General features: G+C 67.3%; 28 protein-coding genes, 1 tRNA gene and 1 pseudogene. 14 read left to right on the forward strand and 16 right to left on the reverse strand.

From position 1 onward, the window contains the following. Positions 1-16: 16 nt before the first annotated feature. Entirely contained in the window at positions 17-847 is an 831-nt protein-coding gene (locus tag HWX31_RS04500) for an undecaprenyl-diphosphate phosphatase (RefSeq protein WP_059618004.1), read from the forward strand. Between the two features lie 125 nt (positions 848-972). Here HWX31_RS04500 and trmB read toward each other — a convergent pair whose 3' ends face one another. Both trmB and HWX31_RS04510 read right to left on the reverse strand, forming a co-directional pair. Continuing rightward, the gene (gene trmB, locus HWX31_RS04505; protein ID WP_059615752.1) at positions 973-1,740 is read right to left on the reverse strand and encodes a tRNA (guanosine(46)-N7)-methyltransferase TrmB; all 768 of its coding nucleotides are present in this window, start codon (positions 1,738-1,740) and stop codon (positions 973-975) included. A 134-nt stretch (positions 1,741-1,874) separates the two neighbouring features. Further along, a tRNA-Gly gene (locus tag HWX31_RS04510) sits at positions 1,875-1,949 on the reverse strand. Positions 1,950-2,440: 491 nt separating this feature from the next. On the opposite strand from HWX31_RS04510, the gene HWX31_RS04515 reads away from it, so the two are divergent. The 4 genes and pseudogenes from HWX31_RS04515 to HWX31_RS04530 all read left to right on the forward strand — a co-directional run bounded on the left by HWX31_RS04515 (position 2,441) and on the right by HWX31_RS04530 (position 6,914). Continuing rightward, on the forward strand, positions 2,441-4,237 hold the full coding sequence (locus tag HWX31_RS04515) for a DUF262 domain-containing protein (protein WP_174963324.1): 1,797 nt from the start codon (positions 2,441-2,443) through the stop codon (positions 4,235-4,237). A gap of 392 nt (positions 4,238-4,629) precedes the next feature. Continuing rightward, positions 4,630-4,884: pseudogene (locus HWX31_RS04520) on the forward strand (transposase); the annotation flags it as partial. A gap of 342 nt (positions 4,885-5,226) precedes the next feature. Next, a complete protein-coding gene (locus tag HWX31_RS04525) occupies positions 5,227-5,691 on the forward strand; it encodes a two pore domain potassium channel family protein (protein ID WP_174963326.1) in 465 nt (154 codons plus the stop codon). Positions 5,692-5,744: 53 nt separating this feature from the next. Continuing rightward, positions 5,745-6,914, forward strand: coding sequence for an enolase C-terminal domain-like protein (locus HWX31_RS04530; protein WP_174963328.1), 1,170 nt, complete (start codon positions 5,745-5,747; stop codon positions 6,912-6,914). Between the two features lie 45 nt (positions 6,915-6,959). Here the strand turns inward: HWX31_RS04530 and HWX31_RS04535 are convergent, their stop codons facing one another. The 3 genes from HWX31_RS04535 to HWX31_RS04545 all read right to left on the reverse strand — a co-directional run bounded on the left by HWX31_RS04535 (position 6,960) and on the right by HWX31_RS04545 (position 8,909). Then, positions 6,960-7,499: a chromate transporter gene (locus tag HWX31_RS04535; RefSeq protein WP_174963330.1), complete on the reverse strand. Its 540-nt coding sequence runs from the start codon at positions 7,497-7,499 to the stop codon at positions 6,960-6,962. After that, positions 7,499-8,092: a chromate transporter gene (locus HWX31_RS04540; RefSeq protein ID WP_059662745.1), complete on the reverse strand. Its 594-nt coding sequence runs from the start codon at positions 8,090-8,092 to the stop codon at positions 7,499-7,501. The genes HWX31_RS04535 and HWX31_RS04540 overlap by 1 nt, the downstream gene beginning before the upstream one ends. Before the next feature lie 61 nt (positions 8,093-8,153). Further along, the gene (locus tag HWX31_RS04545; protein WP_174963371.1) at positions 8,154-8,909 is read right to left on the reverse strand and encodes a DeoR/GlpR family DNA-binding transcription regulator; all 756 of its coding nucleotides are present in this window, start codon (positions 8,907-8,909) and stop codon (positions 8,154-8,156) included. A 78-nt stretch (positions 8,910-8,987) separates the two neighbouring features. Here HWX31_RS04545 and HWX31_RS04550 point away from each other — a divergent pair, with 78 nt between their 5' ends. The 3 genes from HWX31_RS04550 to HWX31_RS04560 all read left to right on the forward strand — a co-directional run bounded on the left by HWX31_RS04550 (position 8,988) and on the right by HWX31_RS04560 (position 10,926). Further along, positions 8,988-9,584: an NUDIX domain-containing protein gene (locus HWX31_RS04550; RefSeq protein WP_174963332.1), complete on the forward strand. Its 597-nt coding sequence runs from the start codon at positions 8,988-8,990 to the stop codon at positions 9,582-9,584. After that, a complete protein-coding gene (locus HWX31_RS04555; protein WP_174963334.1) occupies positions 9,581-9,973 on the forward strand; it encodes a DUF4406 domain-containing protein in 393 nt (130 codons plus the stop codon). The genes HWX31_RS04550 and HWX31_RS04555 overlap by 4 nt, the downstream gene beginning before the upstream one ends. Positions 9,974-10,065: 92 nt before the next feature. Beyond that, the gene (locus HWX31_RS04560; protein ID WP_174963336.1) at positions 10,066-10,926 is read left to right on the forward strand and encodes an SIR2 family NAD-dependent protein deacylase; all 861 of its coding nucleotides are present in this window, start codon (positions 10,066-10,068) and stop codon (positions 10,924-10,926) included. 28 nt (positions 10,927-10,954) lie between these two features. Here HWX31_RS04560 and HWX31_RS04565 read toward each other — a convergent pair whose 3' ends face one another. Next, positions 10,955-12,166 (reverse strand): S53 family peptidase, encoded by a 1,212-nt coding sequence (locus HWX31_RS04565; RefSeq protein ID WP_174963339.1) that lies wholly within the window; start codon positions 12,164-12,166, stop codon positions 10,955-10,957. Between the two features lie 393 nt (positions 12,167-12,559). On the opposite strand from HWX31_RS04565, the gene crcB reads away from it, so the two are divergent. Together crcB and HWX31_RS04575 are read left to right on the forward strand one after the other, a co-directional pair. Next, positions 12,560-12,946 (forward strand): fluoride efflux transporter CrcB, encoded by a 387-nt coding sequence (gene crcB, locus HWX31_RS04570; protein WP_010091635.1) that lies wholly within the window; start codon positions 12,560-12,562, stop codon positions 12,944-12,946. Between the two features lie 55 nt (positions 12,947-13,001). Then, the gene (locus HWX31_RS04575) at positions 13,002-13,358 is read left to right on the forward strand and encodes a DUF190 domain-containing protein (protein ID WP_059733372.1); all 357 of its coding nucleotides are present in this window, start codon (positions 13,002-13,004) and stop codon (positions 13,356-13,358) included. Here HWX31_RS04575 and HWX31_RS04580 read toward each other — a convergent pair. Both HWX31_RS04580 and HWX31_RS04585 read right to left on the reverse strand, forming a co-directional pair. Further along, a complete protein-coding gene (locus HWX31_RS04580; RefSeq protein ID WP_059749533.1) occupies positions 13,355-13,918 on the reverse strand; it encodes a YggT family protein in 564 nt (187 codons plus the stop codon). The two genes, HWX31_RS04575 and HWX31_RS04580, sit on opposite strands and share 4 nt — an antisense overlap. Before the next feature lie 76 nt (positions 13,919-13,994). Continuing rightward, a complete protein-coding gene (locus tag HWX31_RS04585; protein WP_174963341.1) occupies positions 13,995-14,924 on the reverse strand; it encodes a Rossmann-like and DUF2520 domain-containing protein in 930 nt (309 codons plus the stop codon). Positions 14,925-15,353: 429 nt separating this feature from the next. On the opposite strand from HWX31_RS04585, the gene HWX31_RS04590 reads away from it, so the two are divergent. Then, a complete protein-coding gene (locus HWX31_RS04590; RefSeq protein ID WP_059615722.1) occupies positions 15,354-15,653 on the forward strand; it encodes a hypothetical protein in 300 nt (99 codons plus the stop codon). A gap of 92 nt (positions 15,654-15,745) precedes the next feature. Here the strand turns inward: HWX31_RS04590 and HWX31_RS04595 are convergent, their stop codons facing one another. Both HWX31_RS04595 and HWX31_RS04600 read right to left on the reverse strand, forming a co-directional pair. Continuing rightward, complete coding sequence (locus HWX31_RS04595) at positions 15,746-16,417, reverse strand: LysE family translocator (RefSeq protein ID WP_174963373.1); 672 nt, start codon at positions 16,415-16,417, stop codon at positions 15,746-15,748. 55 nt (positions 16,418-16,472) lie between these two features. After that, entirely contained in the window at positions 16,473-18,029 is a 1,557-nt protein-coding gene (locus HWX31_RS04600) for a UbiD family decarboxylase (RefSeq protein WP_174963343.1), read from the reverse strand. A 213-nt stretch (positions 18,030-18,242) separates the two neighbouring features. Here HWX31_RS04600 and HWX31_RS04605 point away from each other — a divergent pair, with 213 nt between their 5' ends. Both HWX31_RS04605 and HWX31_RS04610 read left to right on the forward strand, forming a co-directional pair. After that, positions 18,243-18,653, forward strand: a complete 411-nt coding sequence (locus HWX31_RS04605; RefSeq protein ID WP_174963345.1) for a hypothetical protein — start codon at positions 18,243-18,245, stop codon at positions 18,651-18,653. Continuing rightward, entirely contained in the window at positions 18,622-19,737 is a 1,116-nt protein-coding gene (locus HWX31_RS04610; RefSeq protein WP_174963347.1) for a lytic transglycosylase domain-containing protein, read from the forward strand. The genes HWX31_RS04605 and HWX31_RS04610 overlap by 32 nt, the downstream gene beginning before the upstream one ends. Positions 19,738-19,889: 152 nt before the next feature. On the opposite strand, the gene HWX31_RS04615 is transcribed toward HWX31_RS04610, so the two are convergent. The 5 genes from HWX31_RS04615 to HWX31_RS04635 all read right to left on the reverse strand — a co-directional run bounded on the left by HWX31_RS04615 (position 19,890) and on the right by HWX31_RS04635 (position 23,949). Next, the gene (locus HWX31_RS04615; RefSeq protein ID WP_174963349.1) at positions 19,890-21,086 is read right to left on the reverse strand and encodes a pyridoxal phosphate-dependent aminotransferase; all 1,197 of its coding nucleotides are present in this window, start codon (positions 21,084-21,086) and stop codon (positions 19,890-19,892) included. Between the two features lie 61 nt (positions 21,087-21,147). Beyond that, positions 21,148-21,585: a transcription antitermination factor NusB gene (gene nusB / locus HWX31_RS04620; protein WP_010091646.1), complete on the reverse strand. Its 438-nt coding sequence runs from the start codon at positions 21,583-21,585 to the stop codon at positions 21,148-21,150. Next, on the reverse strand, positions 21,582-22,100 hold the full coding sequence (gene ribH, locus HWX31_RS04625) for a 6,7-dimethyl-8-ribityllumazine synthase (protein WP_059615714.1): 519 nt from the start codon (positions 22,098-22,100) through the stop codon (positions 21,582-21,584). Before ribH ends, nusB begins: the two co-directional genes overlap by 4 nt. Before the next feature lie 54 nt (positions 22,101-22,154). Next, positions 22,155-23,300 (reverse strand): bifunctional 3,4-dihydroxy-2-butanone-4-phosphate synthase/GTP cyclohydrolase II, encoded by a 1,146-nt coding sequence (gene ribBA / locus HWX31_RS04630; RefSeq protein WP_059615713.1) that lies wholly within the window; start codon positions 23,298-23,300, stop codon positions 22,155-22,157. Between the two features lie 130 nt (positions 23,301-23,430). Beyond that, positions 23,431-23,949 (reverse strand): DUF1993 domain-containing protein, encoded by a 519-nt coding sequence (locus HWX31_RS04635; RefSeq protein ID WP_059615793.1) that lies wholly within the window; start codon positions 23,947-23,949, stop codon positions 23,431-23,433. 347 nt (positions 23,950-24,296) lie between these two features. On the opposite strand from HWX31_RS04635, the gene HWX31_RS04640 reads away from it, so the two are divergent. Beyond that, on the forward strand, positions 24,297-25,466 hold the full coding sequence (locus HWX31_RS04640; RefSeq protein WP_174963351.1) for a GGDEF domain-containing protein: 1,170 nt from the start codon (positions 24,297-24,299) through the stop codon (positions 25,464-25,466). Positions 25,467-25,500: 34 nt separating this feature from the next. Here the strand turns inward: HWX31_RS04640 and HWX31_RS04645 are convergent, their stop codons facing one another. Further along, a complete protein-coding gene (locus HWX31_RS04645; protein ID WP_059551113.1) occupies positions 25,501-26,136 on the reverse strand; it encodes a riboflavin synthase in 636 nt (211 codons plus the stop codon). Positions 26,137-26,140: the final 4 nt, after the last annotated feature.

Below are 26,140 nucleotides of genomic sequence, written 5' to 3' on the forward strand. Positions count from 1 at the left end.
CGAAACTGGGCCACGGATGGACTGGATACTGATCTTCAAGACACTGATCCTCGGCGTCGTCGAGGGGCTGACGGAATTCCTGCCGGTGTCGAGCACCGGCCACCTGATCGTCGCGGGCAGCTTCCTGAATTTCAACGATGCGCATGCGAAGACCTTCGACGTCGTGATTCAGTTCGGCGCGATCCTCGCCGTGTGCTGGGAGTATCGGCGCCGGATCGTGTCGGTCGTCGCCGGGCTGCCGAGCCGGCCCGACGCGCGGCGCTTCGCGCTCAACGTCGTGATCGCGACGATTCCCGCGGTCGCGCTCGGCCTGCTGTTCGAGAAGAAGATCAAGGCGGTGCTGTTTTCGCCGGTGCCGGTCGCGTTCGCGCTCGTCGTCGGCGGCGCGATCATCCTGCTGGCCGAGGCGCGGCAGCGCGAGCGCGGCGACGCGCCGCGCGTGCAGTCGGTCGATGCGCTGACGCCGCTCGATGCGCTCAAGGTCGGCCTCGCGCAATGCTTCGCGCTGGTTCCCGGTATGTCGCGCTCGGGCTCGACGATCATCGGCGGGATGCTGTTCGGCCTCGACCGGCGCGTCGCGACCGAATTCTCGTTCTTCCTCGCGATACCGATCATCTTCGGCGCGACGCTCTACGAAACCGTCAAGGACTGGCACGCGTTCACGGTCGATTCGATCGGGCTGTTCGCGCTGGGGCTCGGGGCGTCGTTCGTCAGCGCGTTCGCGTGCGTGCGCTGGCTGCTGCGCTACGTCGCATCGCACGATTTCACCGCGTTCGCGTGGTACCGGATCGTGTTCGGCCTGTTCGTGCTGCTGGTCGGCTACAGCGGCTGGCTGAACTGGGCGTGACGCAGCGCGATGCAGGAGGGTCCTGACGCCTGACGCGCGGTTCGGCGAGCCCAATGACGGACGGCCCGACCGGCAGATGCCGGTCGGGCCGTCGTTGCATGTGCGGCTTGCGTGATGCGCTGTGGTCAGCCTGCGCGCTTGCGGAAGATCAGGTCCCAGACGCCGTGGCCGAGCCGGATTCCGCGCCGCTCGAATTTCGTCACCGGGCGGTAGTCGGGGCGGGGCGCGTAGCCGTCGGCGGTGTTCTCGAGCGACGGCTCGGCGCCGAGCACTTCGAGCATCTGTTCCGCGTAGTTCTGCCAGTCGGTTGCGCAATGCAGGTACGCGCCGGGCTTCAGGCGCGACGCGAGCAGCTTGACGAGCGGCGGCTGGATCAGCCGGCGCTTGTGATGCCGCGCCTTGTGCCACGGATCGGGGAAGAAGATGTGCACGCCGTCGAGGCTGTCCGGCGCGAGCATGTGCTCGAGCACTTCGACCGCGTCGTGCTGGATGATGCGGATGTTCGTCAGGTCCTGCTCGCCGATCAGCTTGAGCAGTGCGCCGACGCCCGGCTCGTGCACCTCGACGCCGAGGAAGTCGTCGTCCGGACGGTGCGCGGCGATTTCGGCGGTCGACGCGCCCATGCCGAAGCCGATTTCGAGGATGCGCGGCGCGTTGCGACCGAACACGGCGCTCCAGTCGGGCGTTTCCGGCGTGTACGGGACGACGAAGCGCGGGCCGAGGTCGTCGAGCGCGCGGCGCTGGCCGGTCGACACGCGGCCGGCGCGGGTCACGAAGCTGCGGATGCGGCGGAGATGCAGCGGATTGACTGCGTCGTCGCCGGCGGCGGCTTCGTCGGGGATGGCGTCGTCGTGCGGCGGCAGGCCGGCTTCGTTCGGGTCGTCGTGCATCATCGGTGACAGAGAAAGGCTCGGTTGCGGGCGAGGGCCCGTGGCGCGGTTGCCGCGCCGGGCGGGACCGGCGCGCGGTACAAAAAAGCCGCCTTCGATGAGGCGGCTGACGCGCAGGCTGCGATGCAGCCGGAAAGTGGAGCGGGCGATGGGAATCGAACCCACGTCATCAGCTTGGGAAGCTGAGGTAATGGCCATTATACGACGCCCGCAGAACGGATGATTGTACAGGGTTTGACGCGGGGATGGCAAGCGGGCTGTTTGGGGCGGTGGCAGCGAAACGGGCATGGCTGGCTGTGGAACAGCTTGAGAACGTCCAGAGGCAGTCCCTCGCCAGTGTCTGCTTTCATCGCGTCCGACCAGGCAGCATATCAAGTGGACTGCATACTGCTCTGCAGCCGACCCTTAGAATAGGGGCGCAGATCATGTTCGTCGCCACATCGACATGCCCAAACAGTGCTTACACACACCATGAGGATATTGCTACCGGCCTAGAGTAGATGTGTTGCAAAGCAGTACCGAAGCGTGCGCGGTCGAGTCGGTTTGTCGAGGGCAGTAGGTTCGCATGATCCCATCAGTTATCATCGGCCTTTCCAAGTAATGCCGAAACCTTCGCCTCAGTTTGAACTGTTAGCGTTTCAATCCAAGTGCAGTACCTTCAACGAAGACTTCCCTAGAATCCACCCTCAGAAGCGGTCACCAAATGGCAAGCATCAAGCAAGACCTTACAAATCGCAACGAAAGCGTCGAACGCGTGTACGGCTTTAATGCAGAGAGCAGATTTCTCGTGAACCGACGGTATCAACGGAAGCTCGTCTGGTCCATAGATGAGAAGCGCGCATTTATTGACTCGCTGCGTCAGGCGTTTCCCGTTCCGTTGATTTTGCTAGCAGATGTGGAACACGAGGGGGAGGACCGCTTTGAGATCATCGACGGAATGCAGCGGCTAAACGCAATCGTCTCCTTCATAGAAGGGGAGTTCGATCTCGACGGAGCATACTTTGATCTGCAGGCTATGGCCCAAACGAAACTTCTCCTTGACAAGGGGCAGTTGAGTCAGAAGACGCCCGTTCTCGATAGAGCAATCTGCGTCAAGATTGTCGGCTATAGCCTGCCACTCACCGTCTATCCTGCTACTGCTCATACACAAATCGATGAGATCTTTCGTAGGATCAATGCTTATGGGAAGCACCTGTCAAGGCAGGAACTTCGCGTCGCTGGGGTCACGAGCTCTTTCGCCCAACTTGTACGAAATCTTGCTGCGCGGGTTCGAGGCGACGTTTCTGCAAGTGACAAGCTGTATTTGTCCTCTATGAAGCAGATAAGTATCACTAGCAAGGAGTTACCCTACGGCTTGAATGTCGATACGATCTTCTGGGTTCAGAACAACATTCTCACGCGAGAGTACATTCGCCAATCGCGTGATGAGGAACTTATAGCCGACATGCTCGGATATGTCCTTCTGACTCCAAAAGTGTCTTCCAGTGCTGAGATTATCGATGAATTCTTCGGCTATTCACCGAACGGTGCAAAGCAAGCTCGACGCGACGAGATCGAGACTGCCGTCAACAAGGTTGGCAGCGATGTCCTCATTATGCAATACATGACAGTTCATGATGTCTTGCGCGACATTGTGAAGGCGTCCAAAAAGCGTTTCAACGAGTTAATGTTCGCAGATGCCGGGCAGCGAGTGCCTCGTTATTTTCAGAGTGTGTTTTTGGCTCTTTGGGAGCTATTGATTAACGAGCAGTTGGTTATCAAGGATGTTAACAAAGCAGCCAAGGCGCTAGACGGCGCGGGGGAGAATATTTCAATCGGCGGAGGTGGCGGGCGATTCAGCGCGGACGATCGGGAAAAAAACATCACGGTGGTGAAGGGTCTTCTTCAGAAATCCTTCTCTAAGAGAAAGCAAAATGATCCTGCGTTATCGTCATGGACCACGGAATTCGAGAATATTCTGATGCAGTCATACACGGAGCAAGCACTCTATGATTTTAAGCAAGGGTTCATGCTCTTGGATGGCTCCGCGAAATTCGATGAGCCTCTCTTCGAGAAAGTGTTCAAGACACTTGCGGCGATGGCCAATCAGGGTCCAGGGGCGGTCGGGTACGTAATCGTAGGCGTGGTCGACGACGACAAGACGGCGGCGAGAATCAAGGATTTGTATGGAATAGCGCCAATAGAGTACCAGCGATTCTTGATCACCGGCATCGACCATGAAGCCGCCGCGCTTCCGAAGAAGTTGGACTCCTATTTCCTTGGAATAACGCAGCGGCTCGCTGAAACGCAGATGAGTGAGTGGGCGCGTGCCCAAATAGCTCGAGACGTGAGACTGATCTCGTACTTTGGCCGATCCCTTGTGATCTTTAAAGTGGAAGCAGGCCACGAGCCTTGCGATTTTCACGGCAAATACTACGAAAGGCACGGATCGAATGTGTCTGAGATTGCGCAGCCAGGTTACGCTGCGCTGTTTCGGCGCTTCTTGAGCACGAAAGCATAGAGGGGGCGAAGAAGCAACTAGTCTTTGGAGTCTTCTCCCGAAGTCTAGACGCCCAAGCTTGTGTCGAGGGGACATCCCCCTGGCCTACGGCCTCCGCCGGCCGCTCGTGTCAAATGTTGGGCGGCCGCTTTCTGGCTATTGATTCGACCGGTTGAGTCCGCAGTTGATTTGCGCCGGATGGGGGATTCGTTGTGTCGGCTTCGGCTTCGGAATTGGATGGATAGTTGTCTCATGGGCAAAATCCGATACGACGACGATTTCCCACCGCAAAGCTTTTCGGATTTTTAGGCAGTAGACTTCGCGTGAGGTAGAGGCTGGCCCGCCTTGAGGAGTCAAACGCGGGTTAGCATCGCTGCCAGATGCCGCACGGTGTAGACGGTGCCACACCCGGCGATATCTCGCGCGATCGGCAGGCGACGTTCGAGCCGCAATTGGTCGGCAAGTATCAACGCCGGCTGCTGGGCTTCGACGACCACGTGATCAGCATGTGTGCGCGCGGCATGAGCGTTCGCCAGATCCAGGGCCATCTGCTGGAACTGTACGGGTTGCAAGTGTCGCCCGACCTGATTTCGACGGTCACCGACGAGATGCTGGCCGACGTCGAAAAGTGGCAGCAACGCCCGCTCGAGGCCATGTATCCGATCCTGCAGCCTTTTGCGTTGGCGCTGGTGTGAAAACTGGCATCGCCGTGAACCCCTGCATGAACAGTAGCGCTCAGTGGAGCAGGGAGGAAAATCGACGTGAGAATGCGCGTGAATAGCGGTTTTGATTAACGCGTTGGGGCTGGGAAGCTGAGGCAATGGTCATTTGCGACGCTCGCAGAACCTAGAGTTCTAGGAGGAATTCGGGCTCGGTGGCAACGGGCCGTCTTTCAACGCCGACGCGGCGACCGGCGACGCCCGCAGGCAGTATCCGCGCAGAGGCATTCCCCCGCCATCGATGTTAATCTTGGCTCCCCTCCGCGTTGCCCTCCCCAAACGGAAACCCCCATGAAAAGCTGGACGATCGGCGTGCTGCTCGGCATGGCGACCATTCTGGTCCACGCGGCCGCGATGGTTTCCCTGGCGGTCACCGCCCGTCGGGTCCGCCATGCGTTCGACGTGAGGCGCGTCGACATCCACGCGCACCTGCGCAAGGTGACCGCCATCATCGCGTTGATCTGCATCGCCCTCGGCCTGCTGCATACGCTGGAAGCGGCTGCATGGGCCGCGGTGTTCGTGCGGCTCGACGCAATCGGCTCGTTCGGCGATGCGCTGTTCTACTCGATCGATACGATGGCGACGCGCGGCGCGTCCGGTCTCGCACTGATCGGCAACTGGCGGATGCTGGGCGCGATCGAGTCGTCCTGCGGCGTGCTGCTGTTCGGCATGTCCACGGCGTTCATCTTCGCCGTCATCCAGGCCGATTTCGGGGCGATCACGGAGGTGCTGCATCGCAACCGCCGCCGCGGTTAGCGATTGCATCCGGTGTCTCGTGCAAAAACCTGCAACACAACGGAAACAGGACCATGCGCATCACCGACATCCGCGAACATTCGATCCCGGTCTCCCGCTATGCCGACCCGGCGATGCCATCCGGCGGCCTGACGACGAGCGTCGTGGCCGTGGTCACCGACGTGTCGCGCGAGGGCAAGCCGGTCACCGGCTACGGCTACGCGTCCGTCGGGCGCTTCGCGCAGGGCGGCCTCATCCGCGAGCGCTTCGCGCCGCGCTTGTTGAACGCCCCTGACGCAGCGCTTGCCGACGAAGCCGGCACGAACCTCGACCCATTCCGCGCGTGGCAGGCGATGATGGCCGGCGAGAAGCCGGGCGGCCACGGCGAGCGGTGCGTCGCGGTCGGCGCGCTCGACATGGCGATCTGGGACGCCGCCGCGAAGATCGCAGGCCTGCCTTTGTATCGTTTACTCGCCGACAGACTCGGACGAATAGTCGCGGAAGCACCGCACGTGCGTGTCTACGCCGGCGGCGGCTATCGCTATCCGCACGACGATCTCGCGCGCCTGTCCGACGAGTTGCGGCGGATCACCGACCTCGGTTACACGCACGCAAAGATCAAGATCGGCGGCGTCGATCCCGATCAGGACCGCGCGCGTATCGAAGCGGCCGCGGCGCAGTTGCCGAGCAGCCGGCATCTCGCCGTCGATGCGATGAACACCTACGACGCGCAAACTAGCCGGGCCGCCGTCGCGATGCTCGCGCCGTTCGAACCGTGGTGGTTCGAGGACATCTGCGACCCGCTCGATTTCGCGCTGCAGGCGGACGTCGCCGCGCGCTACGATCCGCCGATCGCGGCAGGCGAGGCGCTGTTCTCGCTCGCGGAAGCGAAACTGCTCGATCTGCATGGCGGCTTGCGCAAGGGCCGCGACGTCCTCGTATTCGATCCGGTCCACTGCTACGGCCTGCCGGGCTATCTGCAGATCGTCGACCATTTCACCGCGCGTGGATGGCCGCGCGACGCGTTCTGGCCGCATGGCGGTCATCTGTTCTGCCTGCACGTCGTCGCTGCGCTGGGCTTGGGCGGCGCGGAAATCAACCCGTTCGCGTTTCGACCGTTTCGCGGACTGGCTGACGGCGCGATGGTCGCGGCCGGCCAGGCGTCCGTGCCGCAGGCGCCCGGTATCGGATTCGAGTTGCATCGCGAAGCGTGGGAAACGTTCCGGGCCGCATTCGGCTACTGATCGAAGCGGAATAGGCGGGGTGAGCGGACGCGAGCCGCATCGGCTTCAATGACCGGCCAGCCTCAGCGCGACGAACAGCCCCGCACCCGCCGCGATCAACGCCAGCGCATGAATGCGCGTGCGCATCACGCACACCGTCGAAGCCAGCGCGAGCCCGCGCGCCGGCCATCCGCCGTCGAGCCCCTGCAGCAGCACCCAGGCCGATGCGACGAGCATGCCGGCCGCCACCGGCCGCAGCCCCGCTTCGAGCGCGATCTGCCAGCGCGCGCCTTCGTGCCGCCGCCACAGGTGGGCCACGCCGTAGATCAGGAATGCGGTCGGCCCGAACAGCGCGAGCGTCGCGATCACCGCGCCCCAGAAGCCCGCGACCTGCCAGCCGATCAGCGTCGCGAGCAGCGAGCCGGGGCCGGGCGCCATCCGGGCGATCGCGAAATCGTTGACGAACTGCGTGGCGGTCATCCAGTGATGGACGTCGACGACCTGACGCTGGAGATCGGCGATGATCGCCTGCCCGCCGCCGATCGTCGCGATCGACAGCGGCGCGAACACGCCGAACAGCGCGGCATAGCGGTGCGCGGCCGGCATCAGCGATCGCTCCGTGCCGATGCGCGCGCCGCGCGCCGGTATTCGAGCGCGACGCTCGCGCCGCCGCCGATCAGCACCGTCCACACCAGCGGCCAGTGCAGCACGGCAACCGATACGAACGTGAGCGTCGCCACGACGAACGGCGCCGCGCGGCGCGGCAGGCGGCGCACGGCGGTCAGCGCCATCGCGATCGACAGCCCGATCGCCGCGGCCGCCGCGCCGGCGAGCGCGACGTGGGTCAGCGGGAAGCGCGTGAGCGTCGCGAATGCGACGCCGAACAGGACGATCAGCACGGCCGGCGGCACGATGATGCCGGCAAAGCCGGCAACGGCGCCGCGCCACCCGCACAGGCGGTAGCCGATCCAGATCGCGAGGTTCTTCACGTTGACGCCGGGCAGCGCCTGCGACAGCGCGAGGCCGTTGAGAAATGCTTCTTCGTCGAGCCAGCGCCGCGTGTGGACGAAGTCACGCAGCATCCGTCCGCTCAGGCCGCCGCCGAAGCTGGTCAGGCCGATCTGCGCGAAGGCCAGAAACAGTGCCAGCGCGCCGGGGCGCGGGGCAGGGTGTGCGGACGGGGCGGGAGGCGTAGGCATCGCGTGGCGGCGGAAGCGGCAAGCGTGTCATCTTACCGAGTTCCGTCGTAGCGGCGTGCCGCTACGCGCGCACGACCGTCACGCCCGCCGCCTCGATCGGCTGCGTCAGCGCGGCGTCGGTCGCCTCCTCGACGACGATCGTCTGCGCGAGCGCGAGCTCGCCGATCACGAACGGCGACGCCGCGTTGAGCTTGGACGACGACGCAAGCACGACCGTTTCCGCCGCGCGCCCCGCCAACGCGCGCTTGATGCCCGCTTCCTCGAAATTGCCGGTGGTCAGCCCGGCCGCCGGATGAACGCCCGTCACGCCCATGAAATACAGGTCCGCGTGCACGCGTGCGATCGCCTCCATCGCCGCCGCGCCGACCGTCACGATCGAATGCTTGAACAGCTGGCCGCCGATCAGGATCACGTCGACCGACGGATGCGCGACGAGCGCGACGGCGACGCTCGGACTGTGCGTGACGATCGTCGCCCGCAGGTCCGCGGGCAGCTGGCTCACCAGCAGCGCCGACGTGGTGCCGCCGTCGACGATCACGACCTGCCCCGGCGCGATCATCCCGGCGGCGCGCCGCGCGATGCGGCGCTTCGCGGCCGATTCGAGATCCTGGCGCTGCGCGAACGGCGCGGTCGCGGGCGAAGCCGGCAGCGCGCCGCCGTGGACCCGCTGCAGCAGGCCTTCCGCGGCGAGCTCGCGCAGGTCCCGGCGCACGGTGTCTTCGGACACGCCGAAGGTCGCGCTCAACTCGCCGGCCAGCACCTGGCCGTCGCGGCGGAGCATGTCGAGGATGGCTTTCTTGCGTTGCGTCGTCAGCATGGTTTGCACGAAATTTCTTGATGTTGCACGAATATGCACGTTACCATCAGCGCCGTCATCTGTCGAATGGAGGCTGTCATGGCTGCAACGCAGGACCGGGTGCGCATCGTCGATACCGTCGTGCTGTCGGACGACTGGTACGTGCTGAAGAAGGTGACGTTCGATTTCCGCCGCCGCGACGGCACCTGGCAGCGGCTCAGCCGGGAGACCTACGACCGCGGCAACGGCGCGACGATCCTGCTGCGCCACGCCGCGACCGGCAACGTGCTGCTGACGCGCCAGTTCCGGATGCCGGCGTTCGTGAACGGGCATGACGGGATGCTGGTCGAGACCGCGGCCGGCCTGCTCGACGACGCGACGCCGGAAGCGCGGATTCGCGCGGAGGCCGAGGAGGAGACCGGCTATCGCGTGCGCAACGTCCGCAAGGTGTTCGAGGCGTTCATGAGCCCGGGATCGGTGACGGAGAAGCTGCACTTCTTCGTCGGCGAATACGACGCGTCGCTGCGCACCGGCGACGGCGGCGGGCTGGCGGACGAAGGCGAGGATCTGGAAGTCGTCGAGATGCCGCTCGAGGCGGCGCTGCTGGCGATCGCGCGCGGCGAGATCGTCGACGGGAAGACGATCATGCTGCTGCAGTACGCGGCGTTGCAGGACGCGGCGGGAGGGAGCGCATGACGCCGCAACTCATCCTGGTGGCCGGCCCGTACCGCAGCGGCACCGGCGGCGACGCCGCCCGCATCGCCGCGAACCTCGCGCGGCTCGAGCACGCGGCGCTGGCCCTCTACCGGCGCGGGCACGTGCCGCTGATCGCCGAATGGGTGTCGCTGCCGCTCGCCACGATGGCCGGGTCGAAGCAGGTCGGCGACGCGATCAGCGAGACGTTCCTCTATCCGGCCGCGCACCGGCTGCTGCATCGCTGCGACGCGGTGCTGCGGATCGACGGCGAATCGCGCGGCGCGGATGCCGACGTGGCGCTCGCGCATAGCCTCGGCAAGCCGGTCTATCGCTCGCTCGACGACGTGCCGGCCGCGACGCCCGAAGCGCGCGGCGACGGCGGCCCGTGACGCCACGGCGGAGGAGTCGCCACGCGCGGTGCGTCGGCGTATGATCGCGACGGCGAAAACCCTGCCGCCCCGCACCCGACCACCGAACCCTCATGCCGTCCCTCGATCCTGCCTGCGCCGGCGAACCGCCGCTGCCCGATTCCCTGATCGCCGCCGCCGTCGCCGCGCTGTCCCGTGCCGATGCGCTGCTCGTGACGGCCGGCGCCGGCATCGGCGTCGATTCCGGCCTGCCGGACTTCCGCGGCACGGACGGCTTCTGGCGCGCGTATCCCGCGCTGCGCCACGAGCGCTTCGAATTCCACGAGATCGCATCGCCGCAGGCGTTCCGCGCGCGGCCGCAACTCGCGTGGGGCTTCTACGGCCACCGCCTCGGGCTTTACCGGGCGACCGTCCCGCACGCGGGATTCGCGATCCTGCGCCGCTGGATCGACGCGATGCCGAACGGCGGCTTCGTGCTGACGAGCAACGTCGACGGGCAGTTCCAGAAGGCCGGCTTCGATCCGGCGCGGATCGTCGAGATCCACGGCTCGATCCACCGGATGCAGTGCCTGCGGTCGTGCACGGACGACACGTGGACGGCGGACCCGTTCACGCCCGTCGTCGACGAAGCGGCCTGCCGCCTCGTCGGCGACCTGCCGGCCTGTCCGCACTGCGGCGGCCTCGCGCGGCCGAACATCCTGATGTTCGGCGACGCCGGCTGGATCGGCGCGCGCTACGACGCGCAGGAGCGCGCGCTGGAAGACTGGCTGGCCGGGGCCGGGCGCGTGGCCGTCGTCGAAGTCGGCGCGGGCACGGCGATTCCGACCGTGCGGCTGATCAGCGAACGGGTCGGCGCCGACGTGATCCGCATCAACGCGCGCGAAGCGCACGCACGGCGCGCGGACGTGATCGGCCTGAAGGGCGGCGCGCTGGCGACCCTGAGCGCGCTCGAGCGCGCGTGGCACGGCAGCTGACCTGCACGGCCCGCCGCCGGCTGCGTGCCTACGGCCGGGCGACGAGCGCCTGCACGAGCGACGGCGCGAGCGGCGAACCGAGGCCGGTCACGTAGTCGTAGCCGCCTGCGGCGGTGCAGATCGCGCCGCAGCTGCCGTTGGTGCCGGTCGTCACGTCGTGATAGTTGCTGCCGTAAGCGGCTTTCCCGGCCGCATACAGCGCGTCGTACGTGCCGCTCAGCCGTGCCTTGCCGGCCGCCGCGCGCAGCGAATTCGCAATCGCGACGAGCGCCGACCATTGCGGCGCGCCCGCGCTCGTGCCGCCGACCTGGAACCAGCCCGCTTGCCGCTGATAGGTGACCGAGTCGTAGACCGCGAACCCGCTGGACGGATTCGCGTCGTAGCTGACGTCCGGCACCCCCCGCTTGCCTGCGACCGGAATCGGCCACGCGGCCTGTCCGGCGGGCTCGGCTTCGCCGCTGCTCACGCCGCCGCCGCTGCCGCTCCAGGCCGCCTCGCCGACGTAGTTGCCGTACGGATCGGTGGACAGCGTCGTGCCGCCGACCGCGACCACGTACGGCGACGCCGCCGGGTATTCGGTGCCGGTGCCGCTGTCGCCGGACGATGCGACGAAGGTGACGCCCGGCGCGCCGAAGTGGCCGTCGAAACCGGATTCGCCGCTGAACTCGTTGCCGCCGAAGCTCATCGACACGACCGACGCGCCGCGCTGCACCGCGACGTCGACCGCGGCCATCAGGTCGTTGAAGCTGGCCGACGCGGCTTCGACGAGCACGATCTTCGCCTTCGGCGCGATCGCGTGCACCCATTCGACGTCGAGCGCCATTTCGAGCGACCAGCCGGCGTCGCCGCGGGGCTTGCTGCCGCTCGCGTACACCTTCGTGAAGCAGCCGTTGGCCGTGGTGCAGGGCGGCAGCGAGAACGCGTTGCTGAACACGCCGAGATCGGATTCGATCCGCGGGTCGTCGTACGCGTCGACGATCGCGACGACCATGCCGTCGCCCTGGTTGGCGATCGCGTCGAAGCCGTACGCGTGGCGCGCGAGCGCGGGCGTAAGCCCGGCGACCGTGGCCGTGCTCGCGCGCGGCTTCGTGTGGAACGGCGGACGCGCAAACCCCTTCGGCGCGCGGTTGCCTTCGACGTAGGAGGGCGGGCCGCCGCTATCGGCGAACGCGACGCTCGACGCGAGCAGCGACGCGCACAGCGCCGGAATCAACATGGACGACAGGCGGATATTGTTCATTTTTCGAGTCTCCATGCCGAATGGAGTGAATGGGCCGAATGAAGTCTAATAAATCGGTGGATTCAATTGCATGAAATATCGGCGAAATTCGGGAATGTCCGATAAGGGAAAATACGTGGAGGGCCGGCGAGAGGGGCTGAAGAGAGAATTGTTCAATCGGGTACGCGGCTTTTGATGATCGGTCGTTAATCGATTTTTTGAATGAATTTGTAATATCCAGCGTAATGCGCGGGAAAAGATGAATATCCGTCCGCACGCACCCGCGGCCTCATTCGGCAAGCGCCGATCCGGCCCGTCCGCATTGCAGGCGCGCCGCAAATCCGCATACAGTTCAGCGTGTGCTGCATTCGTCGCGCATCGTGCGCGGCGCCGCATCGTCAGCGAGGCATTTCCTTGTTCTATTCGATCGTCGCGATCTTCGCCGGGGCCGGGTTCGGCGCGCTGCTGCGCTGGTTCCTGAGCCTCGCGCTCAACGAATTCTTCCCCGAGGTGCCGCTCGGCACGCTCGCCGCGAACCTGATCGGCGGCTACGTGATCGGCGTCGCCGCCGTCGTGTTCACGATGCGCGCGGGATTGCCGCCCGAGTGGCGGCTGTTCGTGATCACCGGCTTCCTCGGCGGGCTGACGACGTTCTCGACGTATTCGGTCGAGGTGATGACGCACGCGCTGCAGGGCGAGTTCGGATGGGCGTTTGCGGTGGCTGCCCTACACTTGATGGGATCGTTCACGTTGACGGCCCTCGGCATGTGGACCGCCCGTGCGTGGCTGGCCGCCGCGTAGGGCCTGTTCCCGTTATTAGCGGGAACAGGCCCTACGGCCGGCATCGGAGGAGCCGATGGACAAGATTTTCTTGCGCTTCTACGTTCACGAGCAGCACCGCCTGCACTGGAAACCGCTGTGGGAATGGCTGCTCGAGGAAGGGCGGCGGATGGGCGTCGCGGGCGGGTCGGCGTTTCGCGCGATGGCGGGTTTCGGCGAGCACCGGGTGCTGCACGAGGACCGCTTCTTCGAACTGCAGGGGTCGCTGACGATCGAGGTCGAGTTCATCGTCACCGACGACGAGGCGCGGCGCCTGCTCGAGCGGCTCGGCCAGGAGAAAGTGCGGGTGTGCTACGCGATGATTCCGGCGCGCTTCGGCGTGATCGACACGCTCGGCGCGCCGGCGGCGCAGGGGCGGGAAGGCGCGTCTTAGATGCTGAACAGCATGAGCGCCGCGGCGGCGCGCGACACGATCATCAGCAGCACCTGCACGATCACGAACAGCAGGATCGGCGACAGGTCGAGGCCGCCGAGATTCGGGATCACGCGGCGCAGCGGATTGAGGAACGGCGCGGTCAGCTGGTAGAGGATCGGCATCGCCGGCGAGCGCGGGTTCAGCCACGACACCAGTGCCATCAGGATCGTCATCCAGATCACGAGATAAAGCACCCACTCCACGACGTGGAGCAGGGCGGCGACGACGATCGTCGGAATCAGCCCGAGCGGGTCGGCGCCCGCGATCACGACCAACAGCACGACGTAGACGAGCGCCGTCAGCACCGCGGCGACGACGCTCGCCCAGTCGATCCCGCGCACGCCGGCGATCACGCGGCGCAGCGGCAGCACCAGCCAGTTGGTCGCCTGCAGCACGGCCTGCGTGACGGGGTTGTACGGCGGCACGCGCACGGCTTGCATCCAGACGCGCAGGATCAGCGCGGCGCCGAACAGCGTGAAGAGGGTATTGAGCAGAAAACGGGCGATCTCGCCGAACATCGTTGGCTTCCTTTTTATACAGTCGGGTAGCGTGCGGCCGCCAACGCCGGATGGCGGCGCATCGGCCGACACCTTATCACGCCTCGTCGTGCGAGGGGGAGGGGCGCGCCGCCGCACGCGCGAGCGACGCTTCCACGGCATCCGCGAGCGCCGGCAGGGCCGCGGGCGGGGCCGCGCGCTTCGCGGCGAGCGCGACGGCGCGGCGGGTCAGCAGCGCGTAGAGCGTCGCGTGATCGCCGCCGCGCGCCTCCAGCAGCGCGAGCTGGCGTTCGACGATGCCGGTGTCGCCGCGCGACACGGGGCCCGAGAGCGCATTCGAGAGACCCTTGTCGCGCGCGGTCTCGATCGTGCCGGCCAGCATCGGCAGCAGCGCGCGCAGCGCGGCGTCCTCGTCGAAGCCGAGCGAGCGCCACAGCTCGACCGCTTCGGCGAGCCCGCACAGCGCGAAGCTCGCCGCATAATGCGCGGCCGCGTGGTAAAGCATCCGGCCGCCCGCCGGAATCGACAGCGGATGGCAGCCGAGCGCGGCCGCGAGGCGCACGAGCATCGCATGCAGCGCGCCGTCGGCCTCGATCGTCACCGAGCAGCCGTCGATGCGGGTCAGGTCGGCGTCGCCGCCGCCGAACAGGTACAGCGGATGGAAGCCGCCCGTCGCCGCGCCTTGCCGTCTTGCCGGATCGAGCAGGCCGACGTCCGACGCGCCGCTGCAATGCACGAGCGCCTGCCGCGCGGCACGCGACGCATCGAAGCGCAGGCCCGCGGCGCTCGCCGCGAGATGGTCGTCGGGGACGGTCAGGAAGATCAGGTCGGCCGCGTCGACGACCTCCTGCGGCGTCGCGACCGCGCGGCAGCCGGCGAGGCGCTCGGCGAGCGCGGCGGCGGACGCCGGCGTACGGCTCGCCACCGCGACGACGGGAAAGCCGGCCTGTGCGAAACGCTGCGCGACGCAGCGCGCGAGGCGGCCGGCGCCGATGAAGCCGAGACGGGGCGTGACGGGGAGGGACATGGCGGTCGACGAGGCGAAAAACGGGAAGCCGCCAGTATCGCAGGAATGGCGACGCGCTCGCGGCAGCTGCGTTTCAACGCCCGGCCGCGATCCGGCCCCGCGCGACGGCCTCCCGAACTGTCGGATTCTTGTCTCAAATTTGTAATCGTTGATTACGACGCTTCGCGCGCGGCGCGCACGGCGATCGGTAAGACTGACCTGACGAAACCGCTTGCGCTGTCCGGTCCGATGAATTGCCGCGTTCCGCAGCGACCTCGGGCGGACCGTCGTGCCGCGCGACGCGGGGGGCGCGCGGGGGCGCGATTGCAATTTGCAACAAATGCCCGACACGGGGATTCCGGGTTTTCGCTACATTGCTTGCATGCGACGTGCATGCCCGCCGTTGCCGACAGGAGCGCCTGAAATGATCGCTCCAGCAGGAGAATCGAAGTGAAAAAGCTCGTTCCGTTCATCGCCGCCGCTGCGCTGGGCCTGGGTGCCGCAAGCGCCGCGCAGGCTCACGTGTCGATCGGGGTCGGCATCGGGATTCCGGTCGCGCCCGCGTATCCGGTCTATGCGGCGCCGCCGCCAGTCTATTACGCGCCGCCGCCTCCGCCTGTCTATTACGCACCGCCGCCGGTCTACTATCCGCCGCCCGCCGTGGTCGTCGGCGGCTACGGCGGCGGCTACTATGGCCGCCCGTACTGGCGTCATCACGGCTACTACGGCCACGGCTACTGGCGTCGCTGATTGATTCCCGCGCGGCTTGACCGCGCGTGGCGAACGGCGCAGCGTCTCGTGACAGGACGCTGCGCCGTTTTTTGCTGGCGCGGCGCGCCCGCTCAAGCCGCGTGGGCGATCAGGTCGCGATAGCCGCCGACGATCACGCTGTACGAGAAATACGCGAACAGCAGCGCCGACGCGACATGGCAGGCGCGCATCAGCCCCGCACCGGCGCGCTTGCGGCCCTGGCTCGCGAGCGTGCACATGAAGAGGGTCCACGCGAGCCCGCCGAGGAAGAAGCCGGACAGGAACACCGACGCGGTCGCCGGCGTGGTCGCGCCGGCCTTCGCGATCAGCGCGCCGCCGACCGCCGCGAACCACAGGATCGCGCTCGGCGACGACATCGCGAGCAGCATCCCGCGCATGAAGCTGCGCCGCGCGCTCGCACGGGGCTGGGCGGCGTCGTCCGCGCCGTCGTCGTCAGGCGCCTTGGCCGGCGCCAGCGCTTCGCGCGCCATCTTCCACGTCAGGAACAGCAGCACCGCGCCGCCACCGATCCACACCACCCAGCGCACCGCTTCGAACTGCAGCAGCACGGCCATCCCCGCGAGCGCGAGCGCCGCGTAGACGAGATCGCCGACGCACGAGCCGACGCCCAGCCAGAAACCCGGCCGGAAGCCGTGCGACAGCGTGAGCGACAGCATCGCGACGTTCACGAGGCCGATGTCGAGACACAGCGACAGCGACAGGAAGAATCCGTCGGACAGCATCGAGGCGGGTGGAAAGCTCATCATCGTGCTTCTTGTTGCGATTCTCGGGATGGCGGGAGTCGGGCGGCGCGCGGCCTCACAGGCCGAGGTCGCGCCACAGCTGATCGACGCGGGTCTTCACGGCCGCATCCATCTCGATCGGGCGGCCCCATTCGCGGATCGTCTCGCCGGGCCACTTGTTGGTTGCGTCGAGCCCCATCTTCGAGCCGAGGCCGGCGACGGGCGACGCGAAATCCAGGTAGTCGATCGGCGTGCTGTCGACCATCACGGTGTCGCGCACCGGATCGACGCGCGTCGTGATCGCCCAGATCACTTCCTTCCAGTCGCGCACGTTCACGTCCTCGTCGACCACGACGATGAACTTCGTATACATGAACTGGCGCAGGAAGCTCCAGACGCCGAACATCACGCGCTTCGCATGGCCCGCGTAGCTCTTCTTCATCTGGACGATGGCCATCCGGTAGCTGCAGCCCTCGGGCGGCAGGTAGAAGTCGGTGATCTCCGCGAACTGCTTCTGCAGCAGCGGCACGAACACCTCGTTGAGCGCGACGCCGAGCACCGCGGGCTCGTCGGGCGGCTTGCCGGTGTAGGTCGAGTGATAGAGCGCGTCGCGGCGCATCGTGATGCGCTCGACCGTGAACACCGGGAACCACTCCTGCTCGTTGTAATAGCCGGTGTGGTCGCCGTACGGCCCTTCGAGCGCGTGCTCGTACGCGGCGGACGCGCCGTTCGCCGGGCGCGGCGGCGCGCCGGCGGGGGCGGGCCCGGGCGTGCCGTCCTGCGGATAGATGAAACCCTCCAGCACGATCTCCGCGCGCGCGGGCACCTGCAGCGTGTCGACGCCGGGCGTCAGGCACTTCGCGAGCTCGGTGCGGCTGCCGCGCAGCAGGCCCGCGAACTGGTACTCCGACAGCGAGTCGGGCACGGGCGTGACCGCGCCGAGCGTCGTGGCGGGGTCCGCACCGAGCACGACGGCGACCGGATACGGCTTGCCGGGGTTGCGCAGCGCGAATTCGCGGAAGTCGAGCGCGCCGCCCCGATGCGCGAGCCAGCGCATGATCAGCTTGTTGCGGCCGATCAGCTGCTGGCGGTAGATGCCGAGGTTCTGGCGCGGCTTGTTCGGCCCGCGCGTGACCGTCAGGCCCCACGTGACGAGCGGGCCCGCGTCGCCCGGCCAGCAGGTCTGGATCGGCAGCCTGGCGAGGTCGACGTCGTTGCCTTCCCAGACGATCTCCTGGCACGGCGGCGACGACACCGTCTTCGGAGCCATGTCCCACACGGCCTTCGCGAGCGACAGCAGCTTGCCGGCGTCCTTCAGGCTGCGCGGCGGGTCCGGCTCCTTCAGCGCGGACAGCAGGCGCCCGAGGTCGCGCAGCGACGCGAGCGCGGCGTCGTCGCCCGCATCGACGCCCATGCCGAGCGCGACGCGCCGCGGCGTGCCGAACAGGTTGCCGAGCACCGGGAACGCGTAGCCGGGCGGCGCATCGAACAGCAGCGCGGGGCCGCCGGCGCGCAGCACGCGGTCGCACAGCTCGGTCATTTCGAGTACGGGCGACACCGGCTGCGTGATGCGCCGCAGTTCGCCGAGCGCCTCGAGGCGCTGGATGAAATCGCGTAAGTCTTTGTATTTCATGAACAAGGTCCGGGCCGCCCGCGTGGCGGGGCGGCGATGGGCGGGCGCAGCGGCCGGCTGCGGCCCCGAATCGACCGACGATTTTACCCGCCCGGCCGCGCGGCTGCCCGACCGAGAAAAAAGTCGACGGCGCGCAAACCCCCTACGGCAAGGGGCTCGCGCTTCTGAAGGGGGCTTCGTAATTACTTTTTGTTATGATTTTGATGTTTTATAGTGTTGACGATCTATAAAACCCTGTTAGAATCCGCTGACATTGGTTGCAGGGTACAAGGCTTCAAGCCGCCAATCACCGATCTTTTGACGCAGCGCGTCACCGTCTGCCGAAACCTGCACGGCCTGTCCGACGGCTCTAGTCGTAGTCACAGCCAGCGCCTCCTGACGCTGGTTTTTTGCGTGAGTGCCACCGCGTTTGCCCGCCTTCATATGGATATGAAGGCGTCGGCCCTGTCTTGCCGTGGCCTCGAACGGTACTTATACCGTTTCTCCGATGCCTGCCGTCCAGACCAGACGTGCGGCGTCGTGATTCCGCGGCGCATTCTGTCTCGCCATCGAGCTGAGCGAGCCGCACGAATCATGTTCATGGGAGATCTGAATGAACGCTTGGTTATCGTGGCGTCCCAGTGAGCAGCATGCACAAATCGTGCGCGATATGCTGCGTCGCGGGACGCGTGTCAGTCACCACTTATTCAGCGTCGTAGGCTGTCTCGCTGTCGCGATTGCGCTTGCCCTCTGGCTGCTGCCAACCGCGCGCGGCACGCTCGCCGCGAAGCTGATGCCGGTCGTGTCCGCGGCCGTGCAGGCCGGTCCGGCGCGTTTGCTGACCGGCCATCCGCTGCCGAATTTCGCGCCGGCCGGCGCGCAGCCGCAGCAGGACGACGGTCCGGAAACCGATGCGCTGGCGGTCGGTCTCGACGTCGCACCGGACGCCGTCGCGCAGAGCGACGCGGCGGATGCGTCGCGCAACAGCCCGTCGCCCGTTACGCTCGCGAAGCTGATCCCGGCCCAGCGCGTCGCCGCCGATGCGCGCGACGACCGCTCGCTCGCGTCGAACCGCCAGCAGGCGCTCGTCGCCACCTACCTGTCGCGCCGCTACCGCGTCGCGCAGGAGCCGGTCGGGCAACTCGTCAAGGCCGCGTTCCAGACCGGCCACGACATCGGCCTCGATCCGCTGCTGCTGCTGTCCGTGATGGCGATCGAATCGGGCTTCAATCCGTATGCCGAGAGCGGCGTCGGCGCGAAGGGCCTGATGCAGGTGATGTCGAAGGTCCATTCCGACAAGTTCGAGTATTTCGGCGGCACCGACACCGCGCTGCAGCCGCTTGCCAACCTCCAGGTCGGCGCGCTCGTGCTGAAGGACTGCATCGCGCGCGGCGGCTCGCTCGCGAGCGGCCTGCGCCTGTACAACGGCTCGACGAATCCCGAGGACAATGGCTACGGCTCGAAGGTGATGGCCGAGCGCGGACGCCTGCGCGACGTCGCGCGCGGCCGCAGCGTGCCGATCAATGCGCCGCAGGCGCCGGCAAAGCCGATCGTCACCGCCGCGATGACGGCGGCGGCCGCCGGCGGTGCGAAGCGCGTCCATGCAACGCTCGAAGCGGCCCAGCCGATGACGGCGAAGACTGCCGCGCCGAAGGCGCCGCAGCAGGACGATGCCAGCGTCGACACCGCGAAGCAGCCGCACGGCGATCACTCGGAGCTGGGCGCGTAACGCGAGCAGCATCTCCGCCGGAAACGAAAAAAGCACCCCACGGGTGCTTTTTTCGTTTCTGCGCCGGTAAACCGCCGGTTTCGCGGCCGGGCTCGCCGTGACGTGCGCCGCCGTGCTTCGGCTCGCGCCCGCGCGGCGACGTGCGCGACCGGTCAGCGCAGCCGGAACAGCGTCGCGAGCCGCTCGACCGCCTCCTCGAGGCGCGAGTAGGCGGTCGCATAAGACAGCCGGATATAGTCGCGCGGCGCATGGACGCCGAAGTCCATGCCGGGCACGAGCACGACGCCCGCATCGTGCAGCATCGCCTGCGTGAGCGCCGCGCTGTCGCCGGCCGCCGGATGCGCGACGCCGCCGCAATGCGCGTATACATAGAACGCACCGTCCGGCATCACGGGCACCGTGAAGCCGAGCTGCCCGAGCGCCGGCGCGATGAAGTCGCGGCGCCGCTTGAATTCGAGGCGGCGCGTTTCGTAGATGTCGAGCGTGGCCGGCTCGAAGCATGCGAGCGCCGCGTGCTGCGCGAGCGCGGACGGGCAGATGAACAGGTTCTGCGCGAGCTTCTCGAACGTGCCGACGAGCGCCGGCGGGACGACCAGCCAGCCGAGCCGCCAGCCGGTCATGCTGAAGTACTTCGAGAAGCTGTTGACGGTGACCACGTCGTCGCCGAACGACAGCGCCGACACGGGCGGGGCGTCGTAGCTGAGCCCCTGGTAGATCTCGTCGACGATCGTGAAGCCGCCGCGCTCGCGCACCGCCTCGACGATCCGCTTCATCTCGTCGGGCTCGAGCGACGTGCCGGTCGGGTTCGACGGCGACGCGAGCAGCACGCCGCGCGTCCTGTCGCCCCATAGCCGCCGGACGTCGTCCGCGGTGAGCTGGAAGCGCGCGGCCGGGCCGCTCGGCACGAGCACCGCGCGGCCCTCGGCCGCCGCGACGAAGTGCCGGTTGCACGGATACGACGGGTCGGGCATCAGCACCTCGTCGTCGCGGCCGACGAGCGCGAGGCATGCGAGCAGCAGCGCGGCGGAGGCGCCGGCGGTCACGACGATCCGCTCGGGGCTGACGGTGAGGCCGTACGCGCGCGCATAGTGCGCGGCGATCGCCTCGCGCAGCGGCGCGATGCCGAGCGCGCTCGTATATTGCGTGACGCCCCGGCGCAGCGCCGCGGCGGCAGCCTCGACGACGGGCTCCGGCGCGGTGAAGTCCGGCTCGCCGATGCCCATGTGGATGATGTCGCGACCGGCGGCTTCGAGCCGCTGCGCCTCCTTCATCAGTTCCATCACGTAAAAGGGCTGGATCGCGTCGACGCGCGCTGCGAGCGTGACGAGCGAATCGGCGGTGGTATTCATCGGCGGGTCGGGGAAGGGGAGCGATAAAGAAAAAACGGGCGCATGCGCGCCCGTCGGAGGATCAGCCGTTGCGGCGCGCCTGCGTTTCGGCGGGGCGCAGCTTGGCGGCGAGCTTGTCGAGCACGCCGTTCACGTACTTGTAGCCGTCGGAGCCGCCGAACGTCTTGGTCAGCTCGACCGCTTCATTGATGATCACGCGGTACGGCGTTTCGACGTGGTGCGTGAGCTCGAACGTCGCGATCAGCAGCACCGCCCGTTCGATCGGGGAGAGCTGGTCGATCGGACGGTCGAGGCACGGCGTGAGCGCTTCCGCGAGCGTCGCGTGCTCGCGGATCACGCCGTGCAGGATTGCGTCCAGCAGGTCCTTGTCGGCCTTGTCGTAACCCAGCGCGCCGCGCAGTTGCGCGTCGATTTCGCCTGAAGACGCGTTCGACAGCAGCCACTGATACAGGCCTTGCGTCGCCAGCTCGCGCGATTGTCGGCGGGCGCTCTTCTTCATGCGCGCTCCTCTTCGTCGTCTTCGTCCTCTTCTTCTTCGTCTTCCTCGTCGCCGAGCTGGTCGAGCGCCATCGTCAGATTGGCCATCTCGACCGCGACGCGCGCCGCGTCACGACCCTTTTCGGTCATGCGCGCGACGGCCTGCTCGTCGGTGTCGGTCGTCAGCACCGCGTTCGCGATCGGCAGGTTGAAGTCGAGGCCGATGCGGGTGATGCCCGCGCCGCTCTCGTTCGACACGAGTTCGAAGTGGTAGGTCTCGCCGCGGATCACCGCGCCGAGCGCGATCAGCGCGTCGAACTGGCCGCTTTCCGCGAGCTTCTGCAGCGCGAGCGGGATTTCGAGCGCGCCCGGCACCGACACCAGCAGCACGTCTTCACCGGAGACGCCGAGGCGCTCCAGCTCTTCGACGCACGCATCGGCGAGGCCGTTGCACACGGGCTCGTTGAAGCGGGATTGCACGATGCCGATACGCAGGCCGTCGCCTTCGAGATTCGGTTGGTATTGTCCGATTTCCATGATCTTTGTCCGTGGTGTGGATAAGCGGTTATAAGGCGAAAATGCCGTGACGGGTTACGCGTGCGGCGCCGAGCCGCAGGCCTTGGCTTCGCCGCCGGGCATCGGCACGAAGCCCGTGACTTCGAGGCCGTAGCCGGACATGCTGCCCAGCTTGCGCGGATTCGACAGCACCTGCATCTTGCCGACGCCGACATCGCGCAGGATCTGCGCGCCGATGCCGAACGTCTTGAAATCGACCGGCCGGCGCTTCAGCGCCGCAGCCTTCTCTTCCTCGTCGAACGCCTTGAAGACGTCGACCAGATGTTCCTTCGTGTCGCCGCAGTTGAGCAGCACGATCACGCCGTGGTCGCGCTGCGCGATCTCGCGCATCGCGGCGTCGAGCGTCCACGAGTGCGTCGAGGTGCCGGTCTCGAGCAGGTCGAGCACCGACAGCGGCTCGTGCACGCGCACCGGCGTGTCGACGTCCGGCGACGGCGTGCCGCGCACCAGCGCGATATGCGGCGAGCCGGTCGGCTGGTCGCGGTACAGGACCGCGCGGAACGTGCCGTGCGCGGTGTGCATCATGCGCTCGGCGACGCGCTCGATGATCGACTCGGTGCGGCTGCGGTAGTGGATCAGGTCGGCGATCGTGCCGATCTTCAGCCCGTGCTCCTTCGCGAACTCGATCAGGTCGGGCAGGCGGGCCATCGTCCCGTCGTCCTTGATGATTTCGCAGATCACCGCGGCGGGCGTGAGGCCCGCGAGCGCGGTGAAATCGCAGCCGGCCTCGGTATGGCCCGCGCGTACGAGCACGCCGCCCGGCTGCGCCATGATCGGGAACACGTGGCCCGGCTGCACGATGTGCTCGGGGCGCACGTCGTGCGCGACCGCCGTGGCGATCGTATGCGCGCGGTCGGCCGCCGAGATGCCGGTCGTCACGCCTTCGGCCGCTTCGATGCTGACCGTGAAAGCGGTGCCGTATTGCGTGCCGTTGCGGTACGTCATCAGCGGCAGGTGAAGCTGCTTGCAGCGTTCCTGCGTCAACGTCAGACAAATCAGGCCGCGGCCGTATCTGGCCATGAAGTTGATCGCTTCCGGCGTCACGAATTCGGCGGCGATCACGAGATCGCCTTCGTTTTCGCGGTCTTCTTCGTCGACCAGGATCACCATCCGGCCGGCTTTCAGCTCGGCGATGATGTCGGGCGTGGAGGCGAGCGTCATAAGGGAGCGAGAAAGGGGAAAGTGCGTATTTTACGCCAGCCGGACCGGGTTTCGGCTGGCGCGGGCGGCGCCGGCCGCGGGGCCGGTCCGGCGCGGCTGCCGCGCCGCCCGGACCAGCGGCCGGAGCGCGTCACATGCGGCCGTCGCGGCCGCCGAGAAAATCGAGCTTGCCGAGCTCGACGCCGTTGTGGCGCAGGATGTCATACGCGGTCGTCACGTGGAAGAAGAAGTTGGGCAGCACGAAATTCAGCAGGTACGACTGGCCCGAGAATTCGAGCGGGCCGACGCGCATCTTGAGCACGATCTCGCGCGTTTCCGAGCCGTCGATCTGCGCCGCGTCGAAGCCGTTCAGGTAGTCGATCGTCTTCTGCAGGCGTGCGTGCAGCTCGTCGAACGTCTGCTCGACGTCCGGGTAGCTCGGGATCTCGACGCCCGCGAGCCGCGCGGCGCAGCCCTTCGCGGTGTCGGTTGCGATGTAGACCTGGCGCGCGAGCGGCGCCATGTCCGGAAACAGCCGGGCGCCGATCAGCACCGACGGATCGATCTGCTTTTCGGCCGCGTGCGCCTGGGCTTTGCCGAGGATGTGCTGCAGGTTGGTCAGGCCGCGGATCAGGACAGGCACCGAGGCCTGATACATCGAAATGGACATGGGCGTTTCCTCGAAGGGGACGATCGTGCGCGCGTCGGCGCGCGATGGCATGGTGCAGCGGGAGCGGTGCAATGGCCGCTGCAGCATCATAGCGCGGCGGCATCGCGCGTGCGCGACGCCGGCCGAACGGCCAGGGCAGGCGCGCGCGCATGGCCGGACGGACGAGTCGCGACCGGCCGTCCGTACCGGGTAGAATGCGCGCACCACCACCGCCTCGCCGGCGGACACACCATAACGCCGGGCTGCGTATCGCCCGCGCCGACGGCCATCATGCCGACCGGTTTTGCGCGCCGATGGCGGCGCGTGCGCGACGGCGTTTGGCGATTTCGATCGGATGCTCCCCGGACATGTCGACTCCCGCCGTTCTGCTGCTCGTCCTGCTGATCAATTGCGTCGCGACGTCGGCGGTGCTCGGCTCGCTGTGGCGCGCCGACGTGCCGGGCGTGCGCCGCTGGCTCGCGTCGCAGGCATTGCTCGCGATCGCGGTCGGCGCGCTGCTCGCCGCGCCGTCGTCGCCGGTGGCCGTCTCTGTCGCCGTCGTGCCGTACGTATGCGGGACGCTCGCGATCCTGCAGGGCTTTCGGCAATTCTTCGGCGTGCGGCCCGTGTATCGGACGGAGCTGGCTGGAGCCGCGCTACTGGTCGCGGCGGTCGTCTGGTGCGCATGGACCGGAGCGCCGTCGAACCTGCGCGTCGTGCTCGTGTCCGTGATGGCCGTATACGTTCGTGTCGCGATCGGCTGGCTCGCGTATCGCCGCCGGCCCGCGCACCGTCCGGCGTTTGCCTACGGATTCGTGTGGGTGGTCGCGATTGCCGGCGCGATCGTCCAGTTCGCGCGCGGCGTTGCGTTCGCGCTCGGGCACGGAGGCGACTCGACGCTGCTGCACCCGGCGCCGTTGAACGTCGCGTTCGTCGCGCTTGCCGTGCTGAGCCTGTCGTGCCTGTCGATGAGCGTCGTGATGCTGGCGCACGATCGCATCGCGGAACGCCTCGAGCGGCTTGCGACCGTCGACGGCCTGACGGGCGCGCTGATGCGCGGGGCCTTTCTCGAGCGGGCCGAGCAGCGGTGCGGGCGCGCGGCGCGTGCCGGCTCGCCGCACTCGCTCGTCATCGTCGATCTCGACAACTTCAAGGCCATCAACGATCGCCACGGGCATGCGGCGGGCGACCAGGCGCTCGTGCATTTTGCGGCGGTGATGGCGGGGGGCATCCGGTCTCGCGACCTGTTCGGGCGGCTGGGCGGGGAGGAGTTCGCGGTGCTGTGCCCCGACACGCCCGCGGATGAAGCGGCGCGCGTGATCGATCGCCTGCGCGCGTCGCTGGCGGGCGGCGGTGCCGGAGCGACCCGTGGCGTCGTCAGGTTCACGTTCAGCGCGGGTGTCGCCGAGCGCATCGCCGGCGAGCCGCTGTCGCAGCTGATGGCCCGGGCCGATGCCGCACTGTATGCGGCGAAGGCGGCCGGGCGCGATCGCGTGACCGTTGCCGCGCAGGCGCAGCGCGCCGACGTGGCGGCCTGACGCGCGGCGGGCGACGTCGGGCGACGTCGGGCGATCAGTCCTGCGGCGTGCCCGCCGAAGGCGACGTCGACAGCATCCGCTCGACGTAGCGCGCGATCATGTCGATTTCGAGATTCACCTGGCTGCCTGCCCGCAGGTGACGCAGCGTCGTCACCTCGACCGTATGCGGAATCAGGTTGATCGAGAACTCGCAGCCGTCGGCGCGGTCCGCAACCGAGTTCACGGTCAGGCTCACGCCGTTCACCGTGATCGAACCCTTGTATGCGAGATAGCGGCCGAGCTGGCGCGGCGCGACGATGCGCAGCTCGTGCGACTCGCCGACCGGCGCGAAGTGCGACACCGTGCCGAGCCCGTCCACGTGACCCGACACGATGTGCCCGCCGAGCCGGTCGTGCGCGCGCAGCGCTTTCTCGAGATTGACGTCGCCCGGCTCCGCAAGGCCGACCGTGAGGTTCAGGCTCTCGCGCGACACTTCGACGTCGAACGCGTCGGCAGTCTTCTCGATCACCGTCATGCACGCGCCCTGGATCGCGATGCTGTCGCCGAGCGCGACGTCGGCGAGGTCGAGCCCGCCGGCTTTCACGGTCAGGCGCACGCCCGCGTCCGGCGATGCGCCGAGCGGCTTGATCGATTCGATGCGGCCGACGGCCGCGACAATTCCGGTAAACATCGTG

It is taken from the genome of Burkholderia ubonensis, assembly GCF_902833085.1.
Taxonomy (GTDB): domain Bacteria; phylum Pseudomonadota; class Gammaproteobacteria; order Burkholderiales; family Burkholderiaceae; genus Burkholderia; species Burkholderia ubonensis.